General features: G+C 66.6%; 16 protein-coding genes, 1 tRNA gene and 3 pseudogenes. 9 read left to right on the top strand and 11 right to left on the bottom strand.

What is annotated here, in order from left to right:
* The first annotated feature begins 22 nt into the window (after positions 1-22).
* Positions 23-1,585 (top strand): amino acid permease, encoded by a 1,563-nt coding sequence (locus OUO20_RS11695; protein ID WP_268001771.1) that lies wholly within the window; start codon positions 23-25, stop codon positions 1,583-1,585.
* Positions 1,586-1,661: 76 nt separating this feature from the next.
* On the opposite strand, the gene OUO20_RS11690 is transcribed toward OUO20_RS11695, so the two are convergent.
* From OUO20_RS11690 to OUO20_RS11680, 3 genes are all read right to left on the bottom strand, one after another.
* Positions 1,662-2,297: a DUF2461 domain-containing protein gene (locus OUO20_RS11690; protein ID WP_268001770.1), complete on the bottom strand. Its 636-nt coding sequence runs from the start codon at positions 2,295-2,297 to the stop codon at positions 1,662-1,664.
* A 137-nt stretch (positions 2,298-2,434) separates the two neighbouring features.
* Positions 2,435-3,931 carry a catalase gene (locus OUO20_RS11685; protein WP_134163929.1) on the bottom strand — a complete coding sequence of 499 codons (1,497 nt, stop codon included), beginning with the start codon at positions 3,929-3,931 and terminating at the stop codon, positions 2,435-2,437.
* A gap of 7 nt (positions 3,932-3,938) precedes the next feature.
* Entirely contained in the window at positions 3,939-4,424 is a 486-nt protein-coding gene (locus tag OUO20_RS11680) for a Fur family transcriptional regulator (protein ID WP_018769037.1), read from the bottom strand.
* 81 nt (positions 4,425-4,505) lie between these two features.
* Between OUO20_RS11680 and OUO20_RS11675 the strand changes: the two genes are divergently transcribed.
* Together OUO20_RS11675 and htpX are read left to right on the top strand one after the other, a co-directional pair.
* Entirely contained in the window at positions 4,506-5,777 is a 1,272-nt protein-coding gene (locus tag OUO20_RS11675) for an MFS transporter (RefSeq protein WP_268001769.1), read from the top strand.
* Between the two features lie 29 nt (positions 5,778-5,806).
* Positions 5,807-6,664, top strand: a pseudogene (htpX, locus tag OUO20_RS11670) (zinc metalloprotease HtpX); the annotation flags it as partial.
* Positions 6,665-6,874: 210 nt separating this feature from the next.
* On the opposite strand, the gene efeB reads toward htpX, so the two are convergent.
* The 4 genes from efeB to OUO20_RS11650 form a co-directional block, all read right to left on the bottom strand.
* Positions 6,875-8,251: an iron uptake transporter deferrochelatase/peroxidase subunit gene (gene efeB / locus OUO20_RS11665; RefSeq protein WP_268001768.1), complete on the bottom strand. Its 1,377-nt coding sequence runs from the start codon at positions 8,249-8,251 to the stop codon at positions 6,875-6,877.
* The gene (gene efeO / locus OUO20_RS11660) at positions 8,248-9,444 is read right to left on the bottom strand and encodes an iron uptake system protein EfeO (RefSeq protein WP_268001767.1); all 1,197 of its coding nucleotides are present in this window, start codon (positions 9,442-9,444) and stop codon (positions 8,248-8,250) included. The genes efeB and efeO overlap by 4 nt, the downstream gene beginning before the upstream one ends.
* Before the next feature lie 53 nt (positions 9,445-9,497).
* Positions 9,498-10,361, bottom strand: a complete 864-nt coding sequence (gene efeU, locus OUO20_RS11655) for an iron uptake transporter permease EfeU (RefSeq protein WP_268001766.1) — start codon at positions 10,359-10,361, stop codon at positions 9,498-9,500.
* Positions 10,362-10,666: 305 nt separating this feature from the next.
* Entirely contained in the window at positions 10,667-11,158 is a 492-nt protein-coding gene (locus OUO20_RS11650; RefSeq protein ID WP_018769043.1) for a YajQ family cyclic di-GMP-binding protein, read from the bottom strand.
* Positions 11,159-11,344: 186 nt separating this feature from the next.
* Between OUO20_RS11650 and OUO20_RS11645 the strand changes: the two genes are divergently transcribed.
* The 3 genes from OUO20_RS11645 to OUO20_RS11635 all read left to right on the top strand — a co-directional run bounded on the left by OUO20_RS11645 (position 11,345) and on the right by OUO20_RS11635 (position 12,462).
* Positions 11,345-11,602 (top strand): hypothetical protein, encoded by a 258-nt coding sequence (locus OUO20_RS11645; RefSeq protein ID WP_018769044.1) that lies wholly within the window; start codon positions 11,345-11,347, stop codon positions 11,600-11,602.
* A 166-nt stretch (positions 11,603-11,768) separates the two neighbouring features.
* Positions 11,769-11,850 (top strand) — tRNA-Tyr (locus tag OUO20_RS11640).
* A gap of 186 nt (positions 11,851-12,036) precedes the next feature.
* Positions 12,037-12,462, top strand: a complete 426-nt coding sequence (locus tag OUO20_RS11635; RefSeq protein ID WP_268001765.1) for a CBS domain-containing protein — start codon at positions 12,037-12,039, stop codon at positions 12,460-12,462.
* 104 nt (positions 12,463-12,566) lie between these two features.
* Here OUO20_RS11635 and OUO20_RS11630 read toward each other — a convergent pair.
* Together OUO20_RS11630 and OUO20_RS11625 are read right to left on the bottom strand one after the other, a co-directional pair.
* Positions 12,567-13,573 (bottom strand): annotated as a pseudogene (locus OUO20_RS11630) (LysM peptidoglycan-binding domain-containing protein).
* A gap of 401 nt (positions 13,574-13,974) precedes the next feature.
* Positions 13,975-14,709 (bottom strand): ion channel, encoded by a 735-nt coding sequence (locus OUO20_RS11625; RefSeq protein ID WP_018769047.1) that lies wholly within the window; start codon positions 14,707-14,709, stop codon positions 13,975-13,977.
* Between the two features lie 71 nt (positions 14,710-14,780).
* Here OUO20_RS11625 and OUO20_RS11620 point away from each other — a divergent pair, with 71 nt between their 5' ends.
* Together OUO20_RS11620 and trxA are read left to right on the top strand one after the other, a co-directional pair.
* Positions 14,781-15,335: an acyl-CoA thioesterase gene (locus tag OUO20_RS11620; RefSeq protein ID WP_056393057.1), complete on the top strand. Its 555-nt coding sequence runs from the start codon at positions 14,781-14,783 to the stop codon at positions 15,333-15,335.
* A gap of 92 nt (positions 15,336-15,427) precedes the next feature.
* Positions 15,428-15,865 (top strand): thioredoxin, encoded by a 438-nt coding sequence (trxA, locus tag OUO20_RS11615; protein ID WP_268001764.1) that lies wholly within the window; start codon positions 15,428-15,430, stop codon positions 15,863-15,865.
* Between the two features lie 66 nt (positions 15,866-15,931).
* Here trxA and OUO20_RS11610 read toward each other — a convergent pair whose 3' ends face one another.
* Positions 15,932-16,210 (bottom strand): putative quinol monooxygenase, encoded by a 279-nt coding sequence (locus OUO20_RS11610; RefSeq protein WP_018769050.1) that lies wholly within the window; start codon positions 16,208-16,210, stop codon positions 15,932-15,934.
* Positions 16,211-16,313: 103 nt separating this feature from the next.
* On the opposite strand from OUO20_RS11610, the pseudogene OUO20_RS11605 reads away from it, so the two are divergent.
* Positions 16,314-17,989, top strand: a pseudogene (locus tag OUO20_RS11605) (AMP-binding protein).
* Here OUO20_RS11605 and OUO20_RS11600 read toward each other — a convergent pair.
* Positions 17,990-18,307 carry a hypothetical protein gene (locus OUO20_RS11600; RefSeq protein ID WP_018769052.1) on the bottom strand — a complete coding sequence of 106 codons (318 nt, stop codon included), beginning with the start codon at positions 18,305-18,307 and terminating at the stop codon, positions 17,990-17,992.
* Positions 18,308-18,326: the final 19 nt, after the last annotated feature.

Genomic DNA, 18,326 nt, shown 5'->3' with positions numbered 1-18,326 from the left:
AAACCAGGATTGTGACCCCCTTATGAATCTTCTGCGGACAAAATCCATCGAGCAGTCGATTGCCGACGCCGATGAGCCAGGGCGCAAACTCAAGCGTTCCCTCAGCACCTGGGACCTCATGATCATGGGCGTCGCCGTTGCTGTGGGCGCCGGTATCTTCTCGGTGGGCGCCAAGGCCGCTGCCAACTTCGCGGGCCCCGCCGTCACCGTCTCCTTCGCCATCGCCGCCGTCACGTGCGCGCTGGCCATCATGTGCTACGCAGAGTTCGCCACCGCCATCCCCGTGGCCGGATCGGCCTACGTCTTCACCTACGCCACCATGGGCGAACTCCTTGCCTGGATCATCGGCTGGAACCTGATCCTCGAGCTGTTCACGGCCGCCGCCGTCATCGCCAAGTACTGGGGCATCTACCTCAGCAAGGTGTTTGCCCTCACGGGCCTCGACATCCCGCCGGCCCTCTCGCTGGGCGGCGTGGACCTCTACTGGGGCGCCTTCCTGATCGTGGCCATCTTCACCGTGCTGCTGGTGCTGGGCACCAAGCTGTCCGCCCGCGTGGGCAACATCTTCACCCTGATCAAGATCGGCGTGGTGCTGTTCGTGATCGTGGTGGGCTTCACCTACGTGAAGCTGGAGAACTACAGCCCGTTCGTTCCCGCCGCCCAGCCCACGGCAGGCACCGGCGCCGCGGACGTCCTGAAGCAGTCCTTCTTCGGCTTCCTGACCGGTGCCGCGCCCGCCCAGTACGGCACCATGGGCATCTTCGCCGGGGCCGCACTGGTGTTCTTCGCCTTCATCGGATTCGACGTGGTGGCAACCTCCGCCGAGGAAGTCAAGAACCCGCAGAAGACGCTGCCCCGCGGCATCTTTGGCGGCCTGGCCCTGGTGACGCTGCTCTACATCCTCGTGTCCCTGGCCCTGACCGGCATGGTGTCCTACACCCAGCTGGCCGAGGCCAAGAGCCCCACCCTCACCACTGCCTTCGAGGCCGTGGGCGACACGTCCGCCGCCAAGGTCATCGCCTTCGGTTCCCTGGTGGGCCTGACCACCGTGATCATGGTGCTCCTCATGGGCCTGTCCCGCGTGGTGCTGGCCATGAGCCGCGACGGACTGCTGCCCCGGTCGCTGTCCAAGACCAGCGACAAGCGTTCCACCCCGGCGCGCCTCCAGATCATCTGCGGCGCCGCGGTTGCCCTGGTGGCAGGCCTGACCAACGTGGACCTGCTCGAGGAAATGATCAACATCGGCACGCTGTCCGCGTTCGTGGTGGTCAGCCTGGGCATCCTGGTGCTCCGCAGGAAGCGCCCGGACCTGAAGCCCGCCTTCCGCGTCCCGTTCGGCAAGGTACTGCCGGTTGTCTCCGCGGTGCTGTGCCTGTACCTGATGACCAACCTCGCCGTGGAGACCTGGATCTTCTTTGTCTTCTGGCTGGTCATTGGCCTGGCGATCTACTTCGCGTACGGACAGCGGCACTCCCGGCTCAACGAGCGCTTCGCCGAGGCCAACGCCAGCGTCAACGGCGCCGCGGGTTCCGCTGCAGCCCCCGCCGCCGAACGGGACGACGAGGATGAGCTGAGCCGCACCTGACAGCCCGCGACCACTCCTCCTGAACTGCCCGCCCGGCCTGTGCCGGGCGGGCAGCCGCATTTCCGGCAGCCGCGTTTCAGGGCGCCGCGTACCGGCCCACCCATTCCACGAGCGGCCGGAGCTGCCGCCACCGTTCCGCGATCCGCTCCTTCGCGGCGGGTGTGGAGACCCACTCCGGCCGGCCCACCTCGACTCCGGCGGAGAGCGATTTGTGCTTGAGCAGTTCGGCGCGGGGATGGTCTTTGTCGAATCCCCGCGGGACGGTTTTCAGCGTCTCGCCCTCGATGGCAAAACCGGCGCCGGCCACGGCATCAACAATGTCCTGCAGGGCGGCGCCGCTGGCGGAAGCGTCGGCGGCCGCGCGGAACCGTGCCAGCTGGGCGGGAGTGTGGGAGTGGTAGCCCCCACCGATCAACAGCCCGTCAGCATTGATTTGGAGATAGAAACCCACGCCTTCCTGGCGCGCAGCGAATGCTCCCTGGGCAGTTTTGTAGGGCGACTTGTCCAGTGAGAAGCGGACGTCGCGGTTGGGGCGGAAAAGCTTGGCCGGTCCGAACTCGGGTTCCAGCTCGGAGAGCAGGAGGGTGAGTGGTGCCTTGACTGATTCCTCGTACGTTGCCTTGTGTGCCAGCCACCAGTCGCGGTTGTTGTTGTCCTCCAGCTGTGCGTAGAAGCGGAAAGCTTCGCTGGGGATGCCTGCGAAAGTGTTCATCTACGGAGCGTAGGGCTGCCGCCCGCAACCAGCCAGATCTACGCCGCCGTATGTGCAAAAGCGGCCCGACAGCAGAACACCCCGCCACGGAGGCCCGTGACGGGGTGTTCTTTCGGTTCAGCCGGCAGGAAGCCTGGTCAGCCGATCTTGTTGGCGGACTCTGCATCCGAGGCCGGAGCGGAGGGGGCATCCCCTGCGCCGAGGTTGGCGCGCAGCTTGGCGCCGAGTTCGGCATCAACGTTGGTCCAGTACTGGATGGCGCGTTCCTTGATGCCCGGGCTCTTGACGCCGCCCACGGCACCGGTGATGGTCTCCAGGAAGCGGGCCTTTGCTGCCTCGTCGTAGACCTCGCGGTACAGCGCGCCGGCTTGGACGAAGTCGCTGTCCTCGGCGTGGAGGGAGTGCGCGGCAAGGGTCAGCTCGCCGTCGTTCTCCCAGCCGCCGGCCGGGTTCTGCGGCTCAACGGCAGCCGGGCCGCCCACGGAGTTGGGTGCGTAGACAGGCACGGAGGGAGCGTTGAACAGGTAACGTCCGGCACCGTCCTGGCTGTAGTTGTTGACCTGGTTCTTGGGCTGGTTCACCGGGATCTGCGCGTGGTTGGTGCCCACGCGGTAGCGGTGTGCGTCCGCGTAGGAGAAGATGCGGGCCTGCAGCATCTTGTCCGGCGAGGCGGCGATGCCCGGCACGAAGTTCGACGGCGCGAAGGTGGCCTGCTCGATCTGCGCGAAGTAGTTCTCCGGGTTCCGGTTCAGCTCCATGGTGCCCACCTTGATCAGCGGGTAGTCGCCGTGCGGCCACACCTTGGTCAGGTCGAACGGGTTGAAGCGGTAGGTCTTGGCATCCTCGTACGGCATGACCTGCACGTGCAGGTCCCAGGACGGGAAGTTGCCCGCGGCGATGTTCTCGGACAGGTCGCGGATGTAGAAGTCCGCGTCGGAGCCGGCCAGCTGTTCGGCCTGCTCGGAGCTCATGGAGTTCACGCCCTGGTTGGACTTGAAGTGGTACTTGACCCAGAAGCGCTCACCGGCTTCGTTGATCCACTGGTAGGTGTGCGAGCCGTAGCCCTGCATTTCGCGCCAGGAGGCCGGCAGGCCGCGGTCACCCATGAGCCAGGTGACCTGGTGGGCGGACTCGGGGGACAGGGTCCAGAAGTCCCACTGCATGTCGGCGTCGCGGAGGTGCGTGCCCGGCAGGCGCTTCTGGGAGTGGATGAAGTCCGGGAACTTGATGCCGTCGCGGATGAAGAAGACGGGGGTGTTGTTGCCCACGAGGTCGTAGTTGCCCTCGGTGGTGTAGAACTTCACGGCGAAACCGCGGGGGTCGCGCCAGGTGTCCGGGGAGCCGTTCTCGCCCGCGACGGAGGAGAAGCGGATCAGCATCTCGGTCTCGACGCCGGGCTGCAGGAACGCGGCCTTGGTGTACTTGGAGATGTCTTCGGTGGTCTTGAACGTGCCGAATGCGCCGCCGCCCTTGGCGTGCACTACGCGCTCCGGAACCCGCTCGCGGTTGAACTGCGCGAGCTTTTCAACGAGGTAGTGGTCGGTCAGGATGATGGCACCATCGGCACCAACTGACTTCGAGTGAGCGTCGGATGTAACCGGCGCGCCTGACTGGGTTGTGGAAACGGCAGTCATTGTTCTCCTATTTCTCTTTTTCTTGCGAGGGACTGTGGGGAGGAAGTTGCTGGGCCTGCTGGCATTCCTGGCAGATGCCCTGGTACATGACGTCCGCGATCTGGATGGTCATGGGCTTGGCGTCCGGGTTCCAGTGCGGCGTGAGGCAGGGGGCGTGGCCGACGGCGCAGTCCACGTCCTCCACCCGGCCGCAGCTGATGCAGATGGCGTGGTGGTGGTTGTCGCCCACGCGCGTCTCATACAGGGCAGGGGAGTGCGGCGGCTCGAAGCGGCGCAGCATGTGCAGGTCCGTCAGGTCGCCGAGGACTACATAGACGGACTGGGCCGTCAGTTCGGGCAGCTCGGCCCGGGCGGCGGCAAGGATGCTTTCGGCAGGCGAGTGGGGGTGGCGTTCGACGGCGGCAAGGACGGCCAGCCGCTGCTTGGTCACCCTGCGGCCGTGGGCGCGCAGGGCTGCAGCCCACGCTTCCTGGCCGTCAAAGTGCTCCATCATGGCTCCATTGAAACACTTATTTTTAGCAACTCACAATAAGGCGTGGCTTACCTTCCCGTGTCGCCCGCTAGTGTTACGGGGGTGGGGAAACTGCTTGCCGATGTCACACCGCTCAGGGAAAGCCCGGCATTCCGCCGGTTGTGGCTCGGATCGGCGGTGTCCGCCGTCGGCAGCCAGCTCACCCTGGTGGCAGTGAGCCTCGAGGTGTACCGCCTGACGCAGGACAGCTTCTACGTGGGCCTGCTGGGCATCTTCGCGCTGGTTCCCCTCGTGATCGGTGGCCTGATGGGCGGCTCCATCGCCGACGCCCACGACCGCAGGCGGATTGCCCTGCTGGCCACCACCGTACTCTGGCTGACCACCGGCCTGATCGCACTGCAGGCCTGGGTGCAGCTCGGCAACGTGTGGGTGCTGTACCTGCTGGTGGCACTGCAAAGCGGGGCCCAGGCCATCAACCAGCCGGCACGCAGCGCCATCATCCCCACGCTCATCCGCAAGGAACTCCTGCCGGCCGCCAACGCGCTGAGCATGCTGACCCTGGGCCTTGCCATGACCGCGGGGCCGCTGCTGGCCGGTCTCCTGGTGGCGTGGCTCGGGTTCGGCTGGACCTACACCATCGACTTCGTGAGCTTTGCCTTCGTCTTATGGGCTGTCTACCGGCTGCCACCCATGCCGCCCACCGGTGGACACAGCAAGGCGGGGATCCGCTCCGTCATCGAGGGGTTCCGGTTCCTTGGTACGCGGCCCAACCTCCGCATGACCTTCATCATCGACCTCATCGCCATGGTCCTTGCCCAGCCGCGGGCGCTGCTGCCCGCAGTCGCGGCCCTCATGATCGGCGGCGGCGAGGCAACCGTGGGCATCCTGCTGGCCTGCACCGCCGTCGGGGCCTTCCTGGCCGGCTTGTTCTCCGGTCCGCTGGGCAGCGTGCGCCGCCAGGGGACCGCCGTCGTCGTTTCGGTGATGGGCTGGGGCGCGTCCATCGGGGCGTTCGGCCTGGTGGTGCTGCTGGCCGGTCCCACGCCGGACGGGGCAGTGACCCTGTGGCTCCTGCCCGCCGCCGTCTGCTGTGCCCTTGCAGGCATTGCCGACTCCATCAGCAGCGTCTACCGCAACACCATCCTGCAGGCCGCGGCCCCTGACCACCTCCGCGGCCGGCTGCAGGGCGTGTTCATCGTGGTGGTGGCCGGCGGCCCTCGAATCGGGGACCTGCTGGCGGGTGGCGCGACTAAGATTTTGAATGAGGGCTGGGTCCTGCTGCTCGGCGGTGCGCTGTGTATTGCGGGGGCCTTGCTGGCGGCGAAACTGCAGCCGGGCTTCCGGACGTACGATGCGCGGAACCCGGTTCCCTAGCCGGCCGTTCCTTTTAACGAGGAGGAAACGTGCACAACCATCACAACGGACTGAAGACCGCGGCACTGTTCGGGGTGCTGTGGGCGGTGCTGCTGGGCCTTGGTGGGCTCATCGGCGTGGGGACACGCAGCTCGGCCCCCATCTGGATCATGGCCCTGATCGGCGTCGGCACCACCTTCTACGGATACTGGAACAGCGACAAGATTGCCATCCGGGCCATGCAGGCCATCCCGGTCTCCGAAGCCCAGGCGCCGCAGCTCTACCAGATTGTCCGCGAGCTTTCGATGCGCGCCAACCAGCCCATGCCGCGCATCTATGTGTCGCCCACCATGAACCCCAACGCGTTCGCCACCGGACGCAATCCGCAAAATGCCGCGGTCTGCTGCACCGAGGGCATCCTCCAGCTCCTGGACGCCCGTGAACTCCGCGGTGTCCTGGGACACGAACTGATGCACGTCTACAACCGGGACATCCTCACCTCATCCGTGGCTGCCGCCGTCGCGGGCGTCATCACGTCCGTGGGGCAGATGCTGCTGTTCTTTGGCGGCGGTGACCGGCGCAACGCCAACCCCCTGGCCATGATCGCCATGGCACTGCTGGCGCCGTTCGCGGCGTCGCTGATCCAGATGGCCATCTCCCGCACCAGGGAGTACGACGCCGACGAGGACGGTTCGCAGCTCACCGGCGATCCGCTGGCGCTCGCCTCGGCCCTGGCCAAGATCGAACGCGGCGTCACCATCGCGCCCCTGCCGCAGGACCAGCGGCTGGTCAACGCCTCCCACCTCATGATCGCCAACCCCTTCCGCGGCGGCGCCATGAACAAGCTGTTCGCCACCCACCCGCCCATGCGGGACCGGATCGCCCGGCTGGAGCGGATGGCCGGCCGGCAGCCGGCCGGTTGCCCGCCGTCGGACCTGTATGCCGACGCCCTGCCTTCAGCAGCGACCCGCGCCTTCGCCGGCGACGCCCACCTTCATTTTCGCTGCGCAGATTCCTTGGCGCCCCTGGTATTTCGGGTGCGCCAAGGAACCTGCGCAGCGGTTAGCCTTTGGCGCGTCGGGAACGACGGCGGGGCGGGGCCGGCATGGGCGGTCCCGCTACGCGAAGAGGCCTTCGCCGATGAAGCCGCCGGGCTTCACGCCGCCCGGCACCGCGAAAAGTCCGGAGCCCGTGTGCTTCAGGTACTCCACCGCCAGGGTGTCGCCCTTGGCCATCGCCATCTGCATGGGGACATAGTGGGTCCGTGGATCGGTGACGAACGCAATGAAGAACAGCCCGGCGTCCAGGTGCCCCAGGCCGTCGGAACCGTCGGTGTAGTTGTAGCCCCGGCGCAGCATCCGCACGCCGCTGTTCTGGCTGGGATGTGCCATCCGCATGTGGGAATCGAGGGGGATCAGGGGTTTTCCGCCCTTGCCCTGCCGCGCGAAATCGGGCTCGGTGAACTCCCCGCCGCCGGACAGGGGTGCACCCGTTCCCTTGGTCCGGCCGATCAGGCCTTCCTGTTCGCCCAGGGACGTGCGGTCCCAGATCTCGATGTGCATGCGGATCCGGCGGGCCACCAGGTAGCTGCCGCCTGCCATCCAGGCATCCTGGGGCCGGGCGGCCGCTGCCCACACATGCTGGTCCAGCAGTTGCTGGTCCTCCACCTTCAGGTTGTTGGTGCCGTCCTTGAACCCGAAGAGGTTCCGCGGGGTCTGCTGCGTGCGGGACGTGGACGAGGTCCGGCCGAAGCCCAGCTGGGACCACCTGACCCGCACCTTGCCGAAGCCGAGCCGCGCCAGGTTCCGGATGGCGTGCACCGCCACCTGGGGGTCGTCCGCGCAGGCCTGCACCACCAGGTCGCCGCCGCTGCGGGCGGGGTCCAGGTCGTCGCCGGGGAAGTGCGGCAGGTCGGCCAGGGCCTCGGGCCGGCGCCCTTCCAGTCCGAAGCGGGCCACACCGTCCTTTTCGAACAGGCCGGCGCCGAAGCCGAAGGTCAGGGTCAGCTTTCCCGCGTTGAGGTCCAGCGCCTCGCCGGTGTCCTCCGGAGGGGCGCCATAGGGTCCGTCCACGGCGCCGGTTGCGCCCGCCGGGCGGCCCTCGGTCAGTGCTTCCGCAGCCCGTGTCCAGTCCTTGAGCAGCTGGACCAGTTCCTCACGCTTCGTCGTGGTGACGTCGAACGCGGCCATGTGCAGGCGGTCCTGGGCGGGGGTGGTGATGCCGGCCTGGTGGTCGCCGTGGAAGGGGACCACCGGGCTGTCGGCGGCCGGCGGCGCGGCAGAGGCGGCCACGGCGTCGTGCCCCAGGAAGCCTGCGGCGAGCCCCGCTGCCGCACCGCCCAGTCCGGCGATGCCAAACAGGCCGCGCCTGCTCAGGCGGGCTCCCGCCGTCGGCTGTTCCCGGTCCCCGCCATCCTGCGCCGCCCCAGGTGAAGCGGCAGGTTCATCCGGCGCGGAGGCCTCCGGCGGCCGGCCGCCAAAGGGGCAGCCGGTCACAGGACCACCGCCGCCGTCAGCCGGGACAGCGGTTCGCCGAGCGCGTCAACCAGTGACGCCAGCCGCTGGACCTGCTCAGGGGCCAGCTTGTCGTAGGAGGCGAAGCCAGTGCCCTGGGCGTGCGTGGCCAGCTCCGCCTGCAGTGCGGCGAATTTCTCATCCAGGGAGGAGGCCAGGGCAGCGTCCTTCCGAAGCAATGCGGGCTTCAGGCTTTCGAAGGCGATGCGGGCGCCGTCGACGTTCGCCTGGAAGTCCCAAAGATCCGTGTGCGACCAGATCTCCTCCTCCCCGGTCACCTTTCCGGTGGCAACCTCGTCCAGCAGTTCCTTGGCGCCGTTGCCCAGCATGTCCGCGGAAATCTCCAGGGTGCGGGTGCGCTCCACCAGGTCCTTGGTGTCGGCCACCATCCGGTCTGCGATCGAGGACCGTTCCGGTGCCGTCAACGCCGTGTAGTCCGCCGGCGGGAACAGATCCTTCTCGGCACGGTGCCAGCCGGTCCACTCCTGGCCCGGTTCGAGATCGGCTTCACGGGCATCAAGTTGCGGGTCCAGGTCCCCAAAGGACTCGGCCACGGGCTCGATCCGTTCCCAGTGCTGGCGCGTTGCCGCGTACAGGGAGCGCGCCTCCTCCGCGTTGCCGGCCGCGAAGGCGGCGGCGAACTGCTGGGTGCCGGTGAGCAGCTGCTCGCTCTGGTCCTTGACGTAGGAGGCGTACTGCCCGGTGGCGGTGTCCAGGAGGTGCTGGAAGTCCGTGTCGGCCGACGGCTGGTTTCCGGACTGGGTGACTTCCAGGGCGCCCCTGATCCCGTCGCCTTCCATGCCCGGCTTGCAGGCTGTCGTGTAGGTGCCTGCCGGGGCGGTGACCACCAGGTTGCGGGTCAGGCCGGGGCCGATGTTCTCCACCTCGCCCAGGATGCGCAGCCCGTCCGCTGCCAGCAGGTAGAACTCGGTGACCTCCGTGCCCTCGTTCTTCACGGAGAAGCTGAGGTTTCCGCTGGGCACGCTGCCGGCCGAGACCTTGCACTCGGTATTTGAGCTGACAACCTCGATGGCGCCACCCGAGGTGTCCGCTGCCTTGGTGTTGTCCGTGCAGCCGGTGAGGAGCAGCGGGACGGCCACGACGGCGGCAGCAAGGGCGGCGGGCTTGTTTCGGAAGACGTACCGGGGTGTTTTGGGCAGGGTGAAGCCGGGCATTGGGTTGTCCTTTGGGTGCGGGTGCGGAGGTCTTTTGGCGGTCAAGCAGTCGGTCAGGCAGCGGCCGGGGCTTTGGCGGCGTGGTTGTTGCCGGCCATGGTCCTGCCTGGCGGCACCGACGTGAAGTGGGTGCGCAGGTAGAGGAACAGCACGGGCAGTACGTACACAAGCCACGCCGCGGCTTCCAGCCAGGTGGTAGCCGGGGAGAAGTTCAGGGTGCCCTTGAGCAGGGTGCCGTACCAGGACGACGGCGGTACCGCGGCGCTGATATCGAACGCCAGGGAGTGCAGGCCCGGAAGGAGCCGGGCCTCCTGGAGATCATGGACGCCGTAGGACAGCACGCCGCCGGCGATGACGATCAGGGCGGCGCCGGTCCAGGTGAAAAAGCGGGAGAGATTGACCTTCAGGACGCCGCGGTGCAGCAGGTAGCCCAGGCCGGCCGCGGTTGCCAGGCCAAGCAGGGCGCCCAGCAGTGGCTGGGTGGTCTCACCGGTGGCCTTGGCCGCCGCCCACAGGAAGAGGGCCGTTTCCAGGCCTTCCCGTCCCACGGCGATGGCTGCCACCACGGCCAGGCCCCAACCGGCCCCGCCTGCGGACCGGTCAACGCGCGACTTCAGGTCGCTGCCGAGTGTCCGCGCGGTGCGGGCCATCCAGAAGACCATCCAGGTGACCAGGCCGACGGCGAGGATGGACAGGCTGCCGCCAATCGCCTCCTGCGCCTCAAACGTGAGGCCCTTGGGGCCGAAGGTCAGGAGGGCCCCGAACCCGACGGAGACAGCCACGGCCGCCGCAACGCCTGTCCACAGCCGGGGGATGAGGTGGCGGCGGTCCGTCTTGGCGAGGTAGGCCATGAGGAGGACCACCACCAGGGTGGCTTCGAGTCCTTCGCGCAGGCCGATCAGGTAGTTGGCAGTCATGGAGGTTCTTTCGCTCAGGTAAGCCTTACTTAGGCAGGCCTAAGGATGAGATTACCCGGCGCCGGCAATTACGCAAACTAAACGTGCTGTAATTTCGCTTTCGTTACGCATGGCGGGGCCGCAGCGGAATCGGCGACCGGCTCCGCCGCCCGCGACACGCAAAGCCGCCCGCGACACGCAAAGCCGTCCGCGACACGCAAAGCCGCCCGCGACACGCAAAGGCCGGCGCCCCCGGAATATCGGGTGCGCCGGCCGTTAGGCGTAGCGGAGGAAATTATCCGCGTCGAATTCGACGGCGGGGAGGGCTAGCTGCGGAAGTTCACAAACTGCAGGTCGGCTTCCTCGAAGTCCTTCAGCAGCGCCATGGTGGCCTGCAGGTCATCGCGGGACTTGGAGGAGACCCGCAGTTCGTCGCCCTGGATCTGGGACTTCACCGATTTGGGCGCCTCGTCCCGGATCAGCTTGTTGATCTTCTTGGCCAGGTCCTGCGCAATGCCTTCCTTGATGGAGGCTTCCAGTCGGAACTCCTTGCCGGATGCGTAGGGCTCGCCGGTATCCAGCGACTTCAGTGAGATTCCGCGGCGGATCAGCTTGGACTGCAGTACGTCCAGGACCGCCAGGACGCGTTCCTCGGAGTTGGCCTTCATGAGGATCTTCTCGCCGCTGAAGTCCACCTCGGCCCCGACGCCCTTGAAGTCGTAGCGCTGGGCGAGTTCCTTCTGGGCCTGGTTGAGCGCGTTGGCCACTTCCTGCTTGTCCACTTTGCTTACGACGTCGAACGTTGACTCGCCTGCCATGACTCTCCTTTGTTGATGGGGCGCCCCGTGCGGAACAGGGCCAGGATCACTGGAATCCAGCCTAGTACGGATGCCCGGACCGGTGGGGGCCGCGGATTCACAGTTCCCTCTCAGCGGACGCACCGGGGGAACGAAGGCGCGCTGGTGAGAGTTGGAGCAGTTGTACTGAAGTTCGAGAGGAACACCATGCACCGCAAGGCCGCCCGTTATGTCACCCGGACCACATCAGCAGCAGCGGGGGCGGTGGCCACGGCGGCGACCTCGGTGGCGGCGGCGGCGCTGGCAGCCTCCATCATCTTCAGCCCGGTGGCCGACGCCTCCTCCCGCATGGACGGGGTACGGGCGGACCTTCAGCGGGCCGTGCAGCTGAACCAGATCACCGAGGAGCAGGCCCTGAGCTTCGAGGCCAAGCTGGCCGGACGCATCCTGGGCCAGGAGGCATAAAACAGCGGTTTTCCGGCGCTGTTCCGCGGCTTTTGGGGCTGCCCGGGACTCGATTCGATTCTTCGGCGGAAGTTCTGTAAAGTTGTCTTGCCCGCGGTTACTGAAGCGGAACGGACGGAAACGGACGCTCCGAACACTGCATCAGCGGGTACTTCTTTTGAAGTTCGGCAGATTACCCGAGCGGCCAAAGGGGGCTGACTGTAAATCAGCTGGCAACGCCTACGGGGGTTCGAATCCCTCATCTGCCACCCAAGGAAAGCCTCCGGAACCACCAGGTTCCGGGGCTTTTTCGTGTCTTCAGGCAGGGTCGGAGGCCGCCTGGAAACGGTGCCAAACCGTCGTCGACACCATGGGGGTGCGGGCGTAGTCTGACAGAATCGGCGCACGTGCCCCGATGCCCTGCGTCGATAAATCCATCGATGAAGGAGGATTCAATGAGTGCTGTACGTGAATTCATGACCACGGATGCGCGATGTATCCGTGAAGGCGAGTCCCTTGTGGACGCCGCCCGGATGATGCAGGACCTGGACTGCGGCGCCCTCCCCATCTGCGGGGATGACGGCAAGTTGAAGGGCATGCTCACCGACCGCGACATTGTGCTCAAGTGCGTCGCCGCCGGCCGTGACCCGGGCCAGATGATGGCCCGCGACCTCGCCTCCGGCAAGCCCTACTGCGTCGACGCCGACGCCAACGTCGATGCAGCCATCGACATGATGGAAAAGCACCAGGTCCGCAGGCTCCCGGTGATCTCCGACCACAAACTGGTGGGCATCATCAGCCAGGGCGACATTGCGCGCAACTACTCCGAACAGCGCGTAGGCGAACTGGTGGAGCACATCTCGGAGCGCCACGGGATATAGCGCCGGCGACATGTCATGGCCTTGTCCGCGGATCCAAGCCGTAAAGGTTCGGACCCGCGGACAAGCTTTTGATAACCCGGGTCAGCTCCCGGGTTCACGTGCCTTCAGTTCAGTGCGATCAGCAGCATCTGGCTGGTGCCCGGGATGCAGGTCTGCAGGATCGCCCGGGGAAACCGCCGAACACCGCAATCACGTCGTTGGTGGTTCCGGGATTGGGGACCGTCCCGCGCCCCGTTACCGTGAAGGTTCCATAGCCCGGGATGCTCACCGTCTCACCCACGCTGATCCCGGAGAACCGGGCCCAGCCGCCGCAGAAATCATGCTCGGTGATGAACAGTGAATAGCCGTCATTGGGGGTGAAGTGGATCGGCCCGATGCAGGCGTCCACCATGGACTGGCCGCCGGAGCCGGCAACGTAAATGGTCCGGATTGCAGGCGCTGCGGGGACGGGAGCCGGAGCAGGTGCCGGTGCGGCCGCTGGAGCCGGGGCCGCGGCAGGTGCCGCGGCCGGAGCCGGGGCGGGTGCGGCCACTGCGATGGCCGGACCGGTCAGCAGGAGCGTCTGGCCAGGGTAGATGATGCTGTAGGCGCTGAGCCCGTTGGCCGCGAGCATGGCGTTCATGTCCACGCCATGGCCGGCAGCAATCGCGCCCACGGTGTCGCCCGGGACCACGGTGTACACGTTGGGGTCACCGGCAGGCGCGGGGGCCGGTGCGGGGGCCGGTGCGGGCGCAGGTTCGGCTGCTGCCGGTGCGGGGGCAGGCGCCGGGTCGGCGGCCGGCGCAGCAGCCTGTGCCGCCACCGCCGATGCCGCACCCGGATCGCTTTGTCCGGATGCCACGGCGTCCGTGGCTGTTTCGGCTGCGGCGCTTGGCGACGGTGGTGAGGCGGCCTCTGCCACCTGGGCCGCCGCCGTCGTGCTTCCGCCGAGGGTAGCGGGCGGCGCTGCCATGGCGCCCACGCCTACCGCGGCCACAACGGCCGCCGTGGCCATGCCGGCCCATAACTTGTTGCTGATGACCGGCCGGCCGCTGTTGAGGTCAGTCCGTGGTTCGTCGGTGGCGAAGCTTCTGCTGGTGCCCTCGGGGGAGGGGATGAAAGGCTGTTTCATGGAGTTGGCCCATCTGGGTTCGGTCCAGCCAGGTTGTGCTGCTGCACACCGGTGCGCCGGACGGATGGCGAAGTCATTGCACCGCCGGCCCCGGCAGTTGCCGGAGCCGCAGGCGGCACAGGGTGGAGGCATCCGCATACCCAGAAAATGCGGAACTCCGCGTGAAGGCAGGAACGTCCGGAAGCCACCCGGGGGACCTGCCAGTGCGTGTTGGTCCTAGGAATCCCGAGTCTAGGAATCGCCCCAAGGCCGGGGCACCAGTAGGAATTACCCGAGTTTTCGGGGCCGGTACCCGCCCGCGGCAGCGAAGCTACTCAGCATCCGGAAGCCCAATACTTGCCACCGGCCGTGACCTGGAGGGCGCAGGCCAACCACCAAACGGAATCTCTCAATCCCCGCTTCTACGGCGTCCGGCGTTCCCGCAGCTCGGCGATTTCCCGGCGCAATGAGGCAATCTCGGCCACCAGTTCCGTCACTTCAACCCGCAGCGGCTCTTCCACGGCCTCCGCCACCGTTTCCGCTGTATCCTCAACCCGCTGGACGAGCCAGGAGGCAATGGACGCCGTCACGACACCCAGCACGGCGATGCCGCTCATCATCAGCGCCGTGGCCACCAGCCGGCCGATGGGCGTCACCGGGTACATGTCCCCATAGCCCACCGTGGTGATGGTTGCGGTGGCCCACCACAGGGCATCGCCGAACGTGGTGATCTTGGCGTCCGGCGCCCATTGTTCGACGTCCAGCACAGCCAGCGCACCGACAAAAACCAGCAGCGCCGCGGACCCCGCCACATACGTGACCACGCGGCCGCGCAGCGTTTCGCCCACGGTACGGTGCAGGACGGACAACAATGTGACCAGGCGCAGCAGGCGCAGCGGCCGGAAGAACGGCAAGGCCACGATCACCAGCTCGTGCAGGTTCCGGATGAACCACTGCCGCCGGTCAGCCGAGAGCCACAGGTTTGCCGAGTAGTCCAGGACGAAGACGAACCAGGTCACCCACATGACCGCCTCAAGCCAGTCCGCCCCACTGCCCTCGACCCTGCCGATGACCTGCCAGGCGTATGCGCCGAGAAATACCAGTGCCGTCGCCATCAGGGGCCACTCCGCCAGGGCCCGGTAGCGTTGCTGCGTCATGCAGAAAATCCTAAGGGGATGGACCGCGGCACAGCAGGCCAAAAGATGTTACCGGCGGGTAACATTGAGGCATGCACCTGCTCCTGAGAACACTGCTTCTGCTTTTCCGGTCGAAACGGCGGCCGCCGCTCACCGTATGGGAACCGGCATCCCTGCCATTGCGCGTCCTGCCCACGGACATCGACATCGCCATGCACGTCAACAACGGCATGTACCTGTCCCTGATGGACCTGGGCCGGTTCGACCTCATGGTGCGCAGCGGCGTCTGGAAGCGGATGCGCCGCCGCGGCTGGAGCCCGGTGGTGTCGGCGGAAACCATCTCCTTCCGCAAATCCCTGCAGCTGTGGCAGGACTACGCCATCGAGACCCGCATCATCGGGCTGGACACCAAGGCGATCTTCTTCGAGCAGCGCATGGTGGCCGACGGCGAGATTTACGCACGTGCCTACATCGCCACCCGGCTGGTCACCAAGACCGGCCCGGTCAGCCAGGAGGAGATCATCGCGGAGTTCGGGACACCGCCCGGGGACCTGGTGCTGCCCGAGTGGATCCATGAGTGGCGCGCCTCCAGCGCCCTGCCCGGCAGCCGCACGCCTTCCCCGCACCTGTGGGATGCCAACCGCTGAACCCCCGTGCCGGCGTCGTCCTTGCCCTATTCCCGATGACGCGGGGAGCGAACACGGGCGACAGCCGGGGCCCCGGCGCGTAGCGTGGACACATGGCTACCCTCGACATCACAGGTGAACAGTTCGCATCCACGATCGAAGGCAACGACATTGTCCTGGTCGATTTCTGGGCAGAATGGTGCGGCCCCTGCAAGCAGTTCGGCCCCACCTACGCAGCAGTTTCCGAGAAGCACCCTGACGTCGTGTTCACCAAAGTGGACACCGAAGCAGAGCAGCAGCTGGCGGCGGAGGCAGGCATCACCTCCATCCCCACCCTGATGGCCTTCCGTGAAAAGGTGCTGGTGTTCTCGCAGCCCGGCGCCCTGAACGCCCAGCAGCTGGAACAGGTGGTGGACGCGGTGAAGGCACTGGACATGGACGAGGTCCACGCCCACGTGGCCCGCCAGCGGGAAGAAGCGGCAGCGGCGGCCAGCCAGCCTGCCGGCCCCCGGGACGGTACGCAGGACGGCACCCAGATCCCCGACCTCTAAGACTCTGACAGCACAAAAATGCGGGACCTCCCACTGGAGGTCCCGCATTTTTGCGTTCAGGCTGCGTCAGACGCGTTCCAGCTTGACCGGTTCGGCCAGCAATGCGCTCAGCGACTCGTTCAGGTCCTGCACAGCGGTGCCCTTGGAGTGCTTGTCCAGGTCCTCCTCGGACGCCCACTGTTCGGTCAGGACCAGCTTCTCCTCCGTGGCTTCGGTCAGCTCGTAACGGATGCAGCCTGGCTCGTTCACCACCTCATCGATCGCGATTTCCAGGGCCAGCTTGACGCGGAAGAACTCGCCGTCGTTGGGAATGAACGTTGCTATCAGGTCAATGGGTGCACTCATGCCTTTCACAATACCGGGGCTGCAGGTGGCGCCCCGTTGTGTTGCGCCCGTTTCCCCGCCTGTCTTCCTTCTCCTGCAGGGATCCTGTTGGTAGCGTGCCATCATGCGTGCTTATACAGCCGGGGACACTGACGTCCCGCTCCTGGAGGAAACCATCGGCGCGAACTTCGAGCGCGTGGCCGCCCAGTTCCCCCTCCATGACGCCTTGATTGAGGCCGCACCGGTGCCGGGCGCCGATGCCCGCCGCTGGAGCTACACAAAGATGAACGACGACGTCGACCGGCTGGCGCGTGCGCTCCTCGCCCTGGGCATCGCCAAGGGGGAGCGGGTGGGCATCTGGAGCCCCAACTGCGCCGAATGGACGCTGCTGCAGTACGCCACCGCCAAGGCCGGCGCCATCCTGGTCAACGTCAACCCGGCCTACCGCAGCCATGAACTGGAATTCGTGGTCAAGCAGAACGGCATGCGCATGCTGTTCACGGCGCCGTCGGACAACAACAGCGACTACGTGGCCATGGCGCGGCAGGCCCTGCTGACTTGCCCGGACCTGCGGGAGCTGGTCTTCCTGCCGGACCACGGCCTGGAGGGGCTGACGGCCGGGAGCCCCCAAAGCGATGCCGAACTGACGTACGCCGAACTGCTCAAGCGGGCGGACGACGTGAGTCACGCTGCCCTGAAGGCCCGCATGGCCGAACTCCACCCGCACGATCCCATCAACCTCCAGTACACCTCCGGCACCACGGGGTTCCCCAAGGGTGCCACGCTGACGCACCACAACATCCTGAACAACGGTTTTGCGATCGGCGAGCTGCTGGGCTACACGGAGCACGACCGCGTGGTCATCCCTGTGCCCTTCTACCACTGCTTCGGCATGGTGATCGGCAACCTCAACGCCCTCAGCCACGGCGCCGCCACCATCATCCCGGGCCGGGGCTTCTCGCCCGCCGCCGCACTTGAGGCCGTCCAGGACTTTGAGGGGACGTCCCTGTACGGGGTGCCCACCATGTTCATCGCCGAGCTGGCGCTGCCCGACTTCGGTTCCTACGATCTGTCCACGCTCCGCACCGGCGTCATGGCAGGTTCGCTGTGCCCCATCGAGGTGATGAACCGGGTCATTTCGGAAATGAACATGGTGGATGTGGCCATCTGCTACGGCATGACCGAGACCTCGCCGGTTTCCACCATGACCCGCAAGGGCGACACCCTGCAGCAGCGCACCGAGACCGTGGGCCGGACCATGCCGCAACTGGAGAGCCGGATCGTTGACCCTGCCACGGGGAGGAACTGGAGCGCGGGCAGATCGGTGAGCTCTGCACCCGCGGCTACGCGGTGATGGCCGGGTACTGGAACCAGCCTGACAAGACGGCCGAAGCCATCGACGCCGACGGGTGGATGCACACCGGCGACCTCGCCCGGATGGACGACGACGGGTACGTGGTGGTGGAGGGCCGGATCAAGGACATGGTGATCCGGGGCGGGGAGAACATCTACCCCCGGGAAATCGAGGAGTTCCTGTACACGCACCCTGCCATCCAGGACGTCCAGGTGATTGGGGTTCCTGATCCCACATATGGGGAGGAGCTGATGGCCTGCATAATCCTCAAGCCGGGCGCGGAACGGCTGGACGCCGCAGCGGTGGCCGAGTACTGCCGGGGGAGGCTGGCCCACTACAAGATCCCGCGCTACGTGGAGGTGCGCGAGAGTTTCCCCATGACGGTCTCAGGGAAGGTCCGCAAGGTCCAGATGCGCGAGGAAGCGGTGGCCCGGCTGGGGCTCTGACTAGCGGGGCTGCTGCACCAGGTCGAATCGGACTTCGCCCTCGCAGATCGAGGTGATCCGGATGGTGTAGCCGTCAAATGTGGCTTCCTGCCCGAGTGCCAACCCCGGAAAGTCTTTCGATGCCGGGCTGCTGACCTCGAACAAGGCTACCGACAGGTCCACCGTCGGCGGGTCATTCTTCAGGTGTGTGCTGGACAGTCGCACGAGCGGTGTGGCATCCGAGCCCCGCGGGGAATCCGGCAGAAGCGGAAAAGAGCCATTTGCAGACGGGATGATCCGGTAAATTCCAGTGTTGGTGCAGCTTGCCGTTGACGTCATGGCTGGCTCCTTTGATGCT

It is taken from the genome of Arthrobacter sp. FX8 (assembly GCF_026723805.1).
Classification (GTDB): Bacteria; Actinomycetota; Actinomycetes; order Actinomycetales; family Micrococcaceae; genus Arthrobacter.
Note: the sequence above shows the minus strand (reverse complement) of the source record. Positions and strands in the feature narration are given on the sequence as shown.